Annotated in this window: 9 protein-coding genes; 3 read left to right on the plus strand and 6 right to left on the minus strand. The window is 70.2% G+C overall.

What is annotated here, in order from left to right; translation table 11 throughout:
- Positions 1-56: 56 nt before the first annotated feature.
- The 3 genes from H590_RS14185 to H590_RS0101145 are packed head-to-tail and all read right to left on the minus strand — an operon-like array spanning position 57 to position 2511.
- Positions 57-782, minus strand: coding sequence for an ABC transporter permease (locus H590_RS14185; protein ID WP_232020906.1), 726 nt, complete (start codon positions 780-782; stop codon positions 57-59).
- Positions 749-1399 (minus strand): ABC transporter permease, encoded by a 651-nt coding sequence (locus tag H590_RS0101140; RefSeq protein ID WP_028702101.1) that lies wholly within the window; start codon positions 1397-1399, stop codon positions 749-751. The genes H590_RS14185 and H590_RS0101140 overlap by 34 nt, the downstream gene beginning before the upstream one ends.
- Complete coding sequence (locus tag H590_RS0101145) at positions 1396-2511, minus strand: ABC transporter ATP-binding protein (protein ID WP_028702102.1); 1116 nt, start codon at positions 2509-2511, stop codon at positions 1396-1398. Before H590_RS0101145 ends, H590_RS0101140 begins: the two co-directional genes overlap by 4 nt.
- Between H590_RS0101145 and H590_RS0101150 the strand changes: the two genes are divergently transcribed.
- Positions 2510-4039 carry a potassium/proton antiporter gene (locus H590_RS0101150; protein ID WP_036980366.1) on the plus strand — a complete coding sequence of 510 codons (1530 nt, stop codon included), beginning with the start codon at positions 2510-2512 and terminating at the stop codon, positions 4037-4039. The two genes, H590_RS0101145 and H590_RS0101150, sit on opposite strands and share 2 nt — an antisense overlap.
- A 9-nt stretch (positions 4040-4048) precedes the next feature.
- Here H590_RS0101150 and H590_RS0101155 read toward each other — a convergent pair whose 3' ends face one another.
- Both H590_RS0101155 and H590_RS0101160 read right to left on the minus strand, forming a co-directional pair.
- A complete protein-coding gene (locus H590_RS0101155) occupies positions 4049-4630 on the minus strand; it encodes a LytR C-terminal domain-containing protein (RefSeq protein WP_028702104.1) in 582 nt (193 codons plus the stop codon).
- A 12-nt stretch (positions 4631-4642) separates the two neighbouring features.
- Positions 4643-4936, minus strand: a complete 294-nt coding sequence (locus H590_RS0101160; protein WP_028702105.1) for a type II toxin-antitoxin system VapB family antitoxin — start codon at positions 4934-4936, stop codon at positions 4643-4645.
- 189 nt (positions 4937-5125) lie between these two features.
- Here H590_RS0101160 and H590_RS14190 point away from each other — a divergent pair, with 189 nt between their 5' ends.
- On the plus strand, positions 5126-6286 hold the full coding sequence (locus H590_RS14190) for a MalY/PatB family protein (RefSeq protein WP_028702106.1): 1161 nt from the start codon (positions 5126-5128) through the stop codon (positions 6284-6286).
- Positions 6287-6497: 211 nt separating this feature from the next.
- Positions 6498-7676 carry a PRC-barrel domain-containing protein gene (locus tag H590_RS17070; protein WP_028702107.1) on the plus strand — a complete coding sequence of 393 codons (1179 nt, stop codon included), beginning with the start codon at positions 6498-6500 and terminating at the stop codon, positions 7674-7676.
- Between the two features lie 99 nt (positions 7677-7775).
- Here the strand turns inward: H590_RS17070 and H590_RS18825 are convergent.
- Positions 7776-8225, minus strand: a 450-nt coding sequence (locus H590_RS18825; RefSeq protein ID WP_211221174.1) for a septal ring lytic transglycosylase RlpA family protein, incomplete at its 5' end; no start/stop codon positions are given.

Below are 8225 nucleotides of genomic sequence, written 5' to 3' on the forward strand. Positions count from 1 at the left end.
TCCTGAGCCGATGAGCTGCCCATTGTGGCACCCGGGCCCGACAGGTCACGAGCAGTTCAGCGGTCAGATGAGTCGGACTCCGGGGACAGGCCCGGTGAGACGACGAGTTTCTGGACGCCGGCCAGCACCAGATCGACCACCAGTGCCAGACAGGCCACCAGGACCGATCCGCCGGCCATCATCGGGTAGTCCCGGGCGCCCTGGCCGAGCTGGAGGAAGTAGCCCAGCCCGCCCAGCCCCACATAGGCGGCCAGGGTGGCGGTGGCGATCACCTGCAGCGCGGCCGAGCGCAGCCCCGACAGGATCAGCGGCAGGGCGCAGGGCACCTCCACCCGCCACAGCCGCTGCCAGCCGGTCATCCCCATCCCGGTCGCGGCGTCGTGGGCATCGGGCGGCACGGCATCGATCCCCGAGTAGGTGCCGGCCAGCACCGGCGGGACCGCCAGGATCACCAGGACGCCGATCGCCGGGACCTGGAAGGCCGCACTGCCGGACAGCCGCGGCCCGATGACCAGCACCGCGGCGTAGAGCAGTCCCAGGGTGGGCAGCGCCCGCATCCCGTTGACCAGGTTCACCACCGCGGAGCCGCCGCGGCCCGAGTGGCCCACCCACAGTCCCAGCGGGATGCCGATGAGCGCCGCCAGCCCCATCACGACCCCGGAGTAGCCCAGATGCTGGCCGATGAGGGCCCACGCGCCCTCGGACCCCGACCAGGTGGCCGGGGAGGTGAGCCAGTGCCACAGCCCGATCATGAGGCGCACCCCGGGCGGGTCCGCTGCCACGGGGTGACCAGGCGGGTGAGGACGACGATGACGGCGTCCAGCAGCACCGCCAGCAGGACGCAGGCCAGGATGCCGACCACGATCTCGGTGACGAAGGACCGGTTGAACCCGTCGGTGAACAGCGAACCCAGCTGGGGCACCCCGATCAGAGCGGCCACCGAGACGATCGAGACATTGCTCACCGCCGCCACCCGCACCCCGGCCGAGATGGCCGGGGTGGCCAGCGGAAGATCCACGGTGAGGAACCGCCGCAGCCGGCCGATCCCCATCGCCCGCGCCGCGCTGGTGACGTCGGCGGGGACGGTGGCCAGGGCATCGGCGACGGTGCGCACCAGCAGGGCGACGGTGTAGACGCTCAGCGCCGCCACGACATTGGCCGGGTCGAGGATCCCGGTGCCCAGCACCAGCGGCATGAGGATGAACAGGGCCAGGCTCGGGATGGTGTAGAGCAGTCCCGCCGTCACCACGACCGGGGAGTACAGGGACCGGCGGGCCCGTGCCAGGCCGCCCAGCGGCAGGGCGATCAGCAGTCCGATGAGCAGCGGCAGGACGGCCAGCACGGCGTGCTGTCCGGTGAGCTGCCAGATCTGGTCGGTGTGGTCGAGGAACCACCTCATGGCCGCTGCCCGCCCGTCTCGATCGCGGCGAGCACATCGGCGGCGCGCACCGTGCCGAGGAGCCGGTGGTCCCGGTCGACGACCACTCCGCGCCGGCTGGGGGAGGACAGCGCGGCGTCCAGCATGGCGCGCAGCGATCCCGACCCCGGTGCCGGTCCGCCCAGCTCGGCCAGCGTGCCGCCCAGGTGGAGGTCGTTCCTCCCGACCCGGGCGCCGGTCTCCGAGGGCCGGATCCAGCCCAGCGGGGAGGCGGCGTCGTCGACCACCAGCAGCCAGGGGTCCCCGCCGGCCGCCGTCACGGCGCCGTCGTGGGGCGCTCCCAGCGTCACGGTCGACTCCTGGTGGGTCGGCAGGTCGGGGGCCGGGGCGAAGGCGAGCCCTCGGTAGCCGCGGTCGTGGCCCAGGAAGGCGGCCACGAAGTCGTCGGAGGGGCCGGCCAGCAGCCGGTCGGGGGAGTCCTGCTGGGCCAGGGTGCCGCCCACCCTCAGCACCGCGATCTGGTCACCGAGCCGGATCGCCTCGTCGATGTCATGGGTGACCAGCACGATGGTCTTGCCGAGATCTGCCTGGAGGTGCAGGAACTCGTCCTGCAGCTGTTCGCGGACCTGCGGGTCCACCGCGCTGAACGGCTCGTCCATCAGCATCACCGGCGGGTCGGCGGCCAGCGCCCGGGCGACGCCGACGCGCTGCTGCTGGCCTCCCGACAGCTGCCGGGGGTAGCGCCGGGCCAGCGAGGCGTCCAGTCCGACCCGCTCCAGCAGCTCCAGGGCGTCGCCGCGGGCCTGCCGGCGGCCGGTGCCGAGCAGCCGGGGGACGGTGGTGATGTTGTCGAGAACGGTCCGGTGGGGGAACAGGCCGCCGCTCTGGATGACATATCCCATTCGACGTCGCAGGTCGGTGGGATCGAGGGTGGAGACGTCCTCGCCGTCGATCTGGATGGATCCCGAGGTCGGCCTCACCATCCGGTTGATCATTCTCAGCGAGGTGGTCTTTCCGCATCCGGAGGGCCCCACCAGGACCGTGATCTGCCCGGTCGGGGCCGTCAGACTCAGCCCGTCTACCGCCCGGGTGCCGTTGTCGTAGACCTTGACGACATCGTTGAAACAGATCATGAGGTGGCAGAATAACACCGTGCCGATATTCGATCTCGACCTCCTGATCGGGGCGGCGGTCGCACTACTGGCGGTCTTCGCGGCACGGATCAGCTCTCGGCTCGGGCTTCCGGCCCTGCTGCTATTCCTGCTGGTCGGGATGATGCTGGGCCCGGTCGGGTTCGGCATCCAGTTCAATGACGCGGCGATGGCCCACGGCCTGGGATTCGCCGCCCTGGTGCTGATCCTGGCCGAGGGCGGCCTGAGTACGAAGTGGACCTCGATCAAACCGGCACTCGCGGTCTCCAGCCTGCTGGCGACGGTCGGGGTGGGCGTCTCGATCGGCCTGATGGCGGTCTTCGGTCACTTCGTCATCGGGCTGCCGTGGAATGTCGCGATCCTGCTCGGCGCGGTTACCGCGCCCACCGACTCGGCGGCCGTCTTCTCCGTGCTGCGGGGGGTTCCGGTGCCCTCCCGGGTGAGATCGGTGCTGGAGGCCGAGTCCGGTCTCAACGACGCCCCGACCGTTCTCGTGGTGATCGCCATGACCGCGATGATCGGCGGCCACCAGCCCCACGGGGGGATTCCCGGGCTGATCGGATCGGTGGTCTACGAGTGGGTCGGCGGCATCCTTCTGGGACTGGCGGTGGGCTGGGTCGCGGTGCGGATCACCCGGCGGGCCATCCTGCCCTCCTCGGGTCTGTACGCCCTGGCCGCCCTGTCCTGGGGGGTGCTCGCCTACGGCCTGGGGGTGTGGATCGGGGTCTCCGGCTTCGCCGCGGTCTACGTCGCCTCCGTGGTGGTCGGCAACGGCGACCTGCCCTACCGGCACGCCACCGAGTCCTTCGCCGAGGGGGTCGGCTGGATGGCCCAGATCGGCCTGTTCGTGATGCTCGGCCTGCTGGCCGACCTGGACCGTCTCAGCTGGGCCGAGGTGATCCAGGGCACCGTCGCCGGGGTCTTCCTCACCTTCGTGGCGCGCACCGTCTCGGTGATCGTGTGCGCGACGCCGTTCCGGATCCCCTGGCGCCACCAGGCCTTCCTGTCATGGGCGGGGCTGCGCGGGGCGGTGCCGATCATTCTGGCCACCATCCCGATGGCCGCCAGGATCGACGAGGCCCAGCACGTCTTCGACATCGTCCTGGTGTTCGTGGTGGTGTTCACCAGCCTCCAGGGACCGACCCTGCCCTGGGTGGGACGGCTGCTGGGACTGGTGGATCCGGACGCCGCCAAGGACGTCGACATCGAGGTCGCGCCGCTGGACCAGATCGACGCCGTGCTGCTGCAGGTCAACGTCCCCGAGGACTCCCACCTGGTCGGGGTGACGGTCAGGGAGCTGCGACTGCCCCGCAACGCCTTCATCTCGCTCATCATCCGCAGCGAGGAATCCTTCGTGCCGCGGGCCTCCACCGCCCTGTCGCCCGGGGACGAGCTGCTCCTGGTGACTCCGGAGAGGCATCGTCGTCAGGTCCAGGAGAGGCTCACCGAGATCGGCCGGGGCGGCCGGCTGGCCCGTTGGCACGGGCTGAGGATCACCGCCGAGGAGTGATCCGGGGCCTCAGCTGGTGGCCGACGGGGAGGCCGAGGGGGTCGACGGTGAGGGCGATCCCGGCGTCGGCGTCGGGCTGGCGCTGGGAGCCGGCAGGCAGACCGGGCCGGTGACCGGCAGCGAGGTGGGCGCCTTGGCGTTGAATCCGCCGTAGGTGGTGCCGACCTTGACGGTCACCGAGTGGTCGACCTTGGTGGCGTCCTCCTGGATGGCCGACTTCGGGAAGAAGGCCGCCACGAGCTTCACCTCGGGGGAGTCCTTGGCGACTCCGACGATGACGGTCTGCTTGACGCGGTCCTCGGTGTTGCCGACGTCGGTGACGTTGAATCCCTTGGCGGTGAGCTGCTTGCCGACGTCACCGGCCAGTCCGCGGGTGTACCCGCCATTGATGACATTGACGCTCACCGACTTGGTGGTGAGGGTCTTGCCGACATCGGTGGGCACGCAGGGAGGCACCACATCCCCGGGCATCGGCGCCGTCAACCCCTTCCAACCGAAGAAGAAGGCCACCCCGACCAGTGCGAGCAGCAGCAGCAGGGTGATGGGGGTGGCGGCGATCCGAAGATAGCGTCGAGTGGATTCGGAGGTCATGGAGGCTCTGGGTCAGCGCAGCTCAAGAACCCGGGCGTGGACCGTCTGACGCTGCTGCAGAGCGGCGCGCAGAGCACGGTGCAGGCCGTCCTCCAGGTAGAGCTCGCCACGCCATGCCACGACATGGGCGAAGAGATCACCGTAGAAGGTGGAGTCGTCCTCGAGAAGGTTTCCCAGATCCAGGGTGCTCTTCGTCGTGACGAGCTGGTCGAGACGCACCTGGACAGGCGGGATCTCGGACCACTGCTTCTGCACGTACCCGCGGTCGGGGTAGGGGCGAGAGTCGCCGACTCGTTTGAAGATCACGCAGCGATCCTACCGGTTGCCGAGGACATGCAACCTCCAACGGTCGGGTGAGTCGAGCGATCGGGAGACGCCGCCCGGGTCGACGACACCGTCTGTCCACCGCGTCGTGGGGTGCGTCGCGACCCCGATCCCGGGCGTAGCGTTTGTGCCGCGCACCGGGACCTCCCGCGCCTCTTGGAAAGGAAGACGATGACCCAGTTCGACTTCGACAGCCCCACCCCTGAGTGGCTGCGTGCCCGTGGCACCGGCCGCTGGAAGGACGTGGACCAGGACGTCATTCCGCTGTGGGTGGCGGAGATGGACTTCCCGGTTGCCCCTCCGGTGCAGGCGGCGATCCAGGACGTCGTCACCAAGCAGGCCTACGGGTACCCGCGCAACAACGGTCTCAAGGAGGCCTGGGCCTCATGGGCCGGCCGCCATGAGGGACTGGACGTCGACCCGGACAAGGTCGCGCTGCTGCCCGACGTGCTCACCGGGGTGAGGCTGGCGATCCGCACCTACTCCCCGGAGGGGTCCCCGGTGGTGCTGCCGACACCGGCCTACATGCCGTTCTGGGAGGTGCCGGGCCTGGAGCACCGCGAGATCGTCTCGGTGCCGATGGTCACCGGGCCCGACGGCCTGGCGACCCTGGACCTCGACGGGATCGAGGCTGCCTTCGCCCAGGGGGCCCGTTCGATGATCCTCAGCCAGCCCTACAACCCGCTGGGCCGGGTCTTCACCGCCGATGAGCTGCGTCCGCTGGCCGAGCTGGCCGAGAAGTACGACACCTTCATCATCTCCGACGAGATCCACGGGCCGTTGGTCCCCGAGGGCCACAATGTGGCCTTCGCCTCGGTCTCCGAGCTCGCCGCGAAGCGCTCGGTGAACGTGTCCTCGGCGTCCAAGTCGTGGAACCTGGCCGGCCTCAAGACCGCCTTCATCACCTTCTTCACCGACGAGACCCGTCGCGCCTGGGTCAAGGGGGTCCACGAGCTGGAGTCCGAGGGAGCCACCACGGTCGGGCTGGCCGCCAACCTGGCGGCCTTCACCTCGGGCCAGCCGTGGCTCGACGCGGCCAACGCCTACATCCGGGCCAATGCCGTGTGGTTGCACGACGCACTGGCCAGCCGGCTGCCCGAGGTGCACTTCACGGTGCCCCAGGGGACCTACCTGGGCTGGCTCGACCTGCGCGACGCCGGGCTGCCCGACCATGCCGGCAGCTGGCTGCTCGAGCACGCGCGGATCCGTCTCAACGACGGTCCGACCTTCGGCCCCGGCGGGGCCGGGCACGCCAGGATCAACCTGGCGACCCCCCGTGCCCTCCTCATCGAGGCGACCGGACGGATGGTCGAGGCGATCACTCACCGCTGAGCGCACCGCGCAGCGGACCCCGGTAACGTTCCCGGTGAAAGGTCTTCGGCCGTGCTGGCGGCGCGTGGTGACCGGCCGCTCAGGGCCGGTCCCATGGCGGCGCGCCCGGCGCGGAGGTTCGACTGAATCGCCCATCCGTGCAACGGTGGGCACACATGTGGTGCGGAGTGACTGACTTCCCGCTCCGGCCCCCGAGGAGAGGCAAGCTCGTATGGACATCAGATCCATGGATCCGCAGAGCGTTCAGGAGCTCTTCGATGTTCCGGTGGTAGGACCCGATGGGGAGAGTGTCGGCACCGTCGAGCAGATCTTTGCCGACGATGTGACCGGCGCCCCGACCTTCATCACCGTGCGCAACGGGGATCGGGAGTGCTACATCCCGGTCAGCGGGGCCGACCTGGATGCGCACACCGTGACCATCCCGTTCTCCAAGGATGTCGTCGACGCAGCCCCCTCGGCGGTGGACGCCGAGGACCTGTCTCTGGAGCAGGAGACCTCGCTGTACCGCTACTACGGGATCCGGCCACCGCGCAGGTCCTCGGCGGGCACCGGGGAGCATGACGAAGCGGCTGCCGGTGACGATGTCACCCCGAGCCACGCGCAGTCCGACGAGGAGGACGAGGCCTACCAGAGGCAGTCCGACGAGGAGAACCCGGCGGCCCTGGACGAGCCCGTGCTGGGCGGCCAGGAGGCTCCCGCCGAGGAGCCCGACGACGAGAACGAGTTCCGCTCGATCGAGGAGATCGACGAGTCCCAGGATCCCGCCGCTCCCGAGTCGACCACCGACGAGCTGCCGGCCGAGGAGGCCGCGGTGCTCGACGGCCCGGACGACGTCCAGCCCGTCGAGGCTGCTGGCGATGAGTCGGCCGAGGAGACGGCGGGGATCGACAGCGCCGCCGACCAGGACGCCGAGGAGACGGCCGACCAGGTCGAGTCCGAGGATGTCGTCGAGCCCGCCGATGAGGCGGAGCAGGCACCCGAGGAGTCCGGTGAGGAGTCCGTCGAGCCGGCCGATGTGGCCGAGACGGCCGCGGTCGCCGGAGTGGCCGGGATGACCGGTGCCGCGGTGAGCGAGGACGCCTCCTCCCAGGCCGATGAGGTGGATCCGCTCGACGCCCTCATCGTCGACCCGGGCGATGTGGACAAGGCCGACCCCGAAGGGGTGCGGGCCGTTCCCGAGCCGGACGAGCTAGGCGATGTCGTGCTGCCCGCCGGTGCGAAGCTGCGCAAGTACGTCATCACCGAGATGGTCACCGTCCAGGTTCCGGTGCGCCGCGAGGTGGTCTGCTACCAGGACGCCGACGGCGTCATCCATGAGCTGCGGACCGTCCCGGCGCCGGCCCCGGCGGCCCAGGCGACGCCCGAGGACTCGGGCGACCCGGAGGACTGAGACGCAGAAGAAGGGGGCCCGCCGAATTATCGGCGGGCCCCCTCTTCTGCGTGCTGAGCCGTGTGCTCCGGAGCGAGCCGGAGCCTCAGCGGGACCGGATCAGCGGACCTGCTGGTAGCTGACGGTGACGACTCCCGAGCCGGTGCTGGCGATCCTGGAGAAGGCGCCGGTGGTGAGGTCCAGGCAGCGTCCGGAGACGAAGGGCCCACGGTCGTTGACGCGCACGATGACGGACTTGCCGCTGGCCTTGTTGGTGACCTTGAGGCGGGTGCCGAACCGCATGGTCTTGTGGGCGGCGGTCATCGCGGAGGCGCTGAAGCGCTCGCCGTTGGCGGTCTGGTAGCCGTAGCCGTAGAAGGAGGCCTTGCAGGTGCCCAGCGAGCCGGTCGTGGTGACGCGGCTGGCCGAACGCGAGGCGGCGGAGTTGCGGGCGGGGGCGGCGACCTTGGAGTAGCTGAGGTAGCCACTGGAGATGTAGCCGGTCTTGCCCTTGTACAGCACCTTGGTCCAGCCGCCGCGGGAGGCGGACAGGGCCTTGACGTGCCCGGC

Origin of the sequence: Acidipropionibacterium jensenii DSM 20535, from assembly GCF_000425285.1 — a bacterium.
Classification (GTDB): domain Bacteria; phylum Actinomycetota; class Actinomycetes; order Propionibacteriales; family Propionibacteriaceae; genus Acidipropionibacterium; species Acidipropionibacterium jensenii.

What these genes read in the sequence shown, in the direction of transcription:
- H590_RS17070 (WP_028702107.1), top strand. Translation starts at nt 6,498, where the DNA reads ATGGACATCAGATCCATGGATCCGCAGAGCGTTCAGGAGCTCTTCGAT.
- H590_RS0101140 (WP_028702101.1), bottom strand. Translation starts at nt 1,399, where the DNA reads ATGAGGTGGTTCCTCGACCACACCGACCAGATCTGGCAGCTCACCGGA.
- H590_RS14190 (WP_028702106.1), top strand. Translation starts at nt 5,126, where the DNA reads ATGACCCAGTTCGACTTCGACAGCCCCACCCCTGAGTGGCTGCGTGCC.
- H590_RS0101155 (WP_028702104.1), bottom strand. Translation starts at nt 4,630, where the DNA reads ATGACCTCCGAATCCACTCGACGCTATCTTCGGATCGCCGCCACCCCC.
- H590_RS0101150 (WP_036980366.1), top strand. Translation starts at nt 2,510, where the DNA reads ATGAGGTGGCAGAATAACACCGTGCCGATATTCGATCTCGACCTCCTG.
- H590_RS0101145 (WP_028702102.1), bottom strand. Translation starts at nt 2,511, where the DNA reads ATGATCTGTTTCAACGATGTCGTCAAGGTCTACGACAACGGCACCCGG.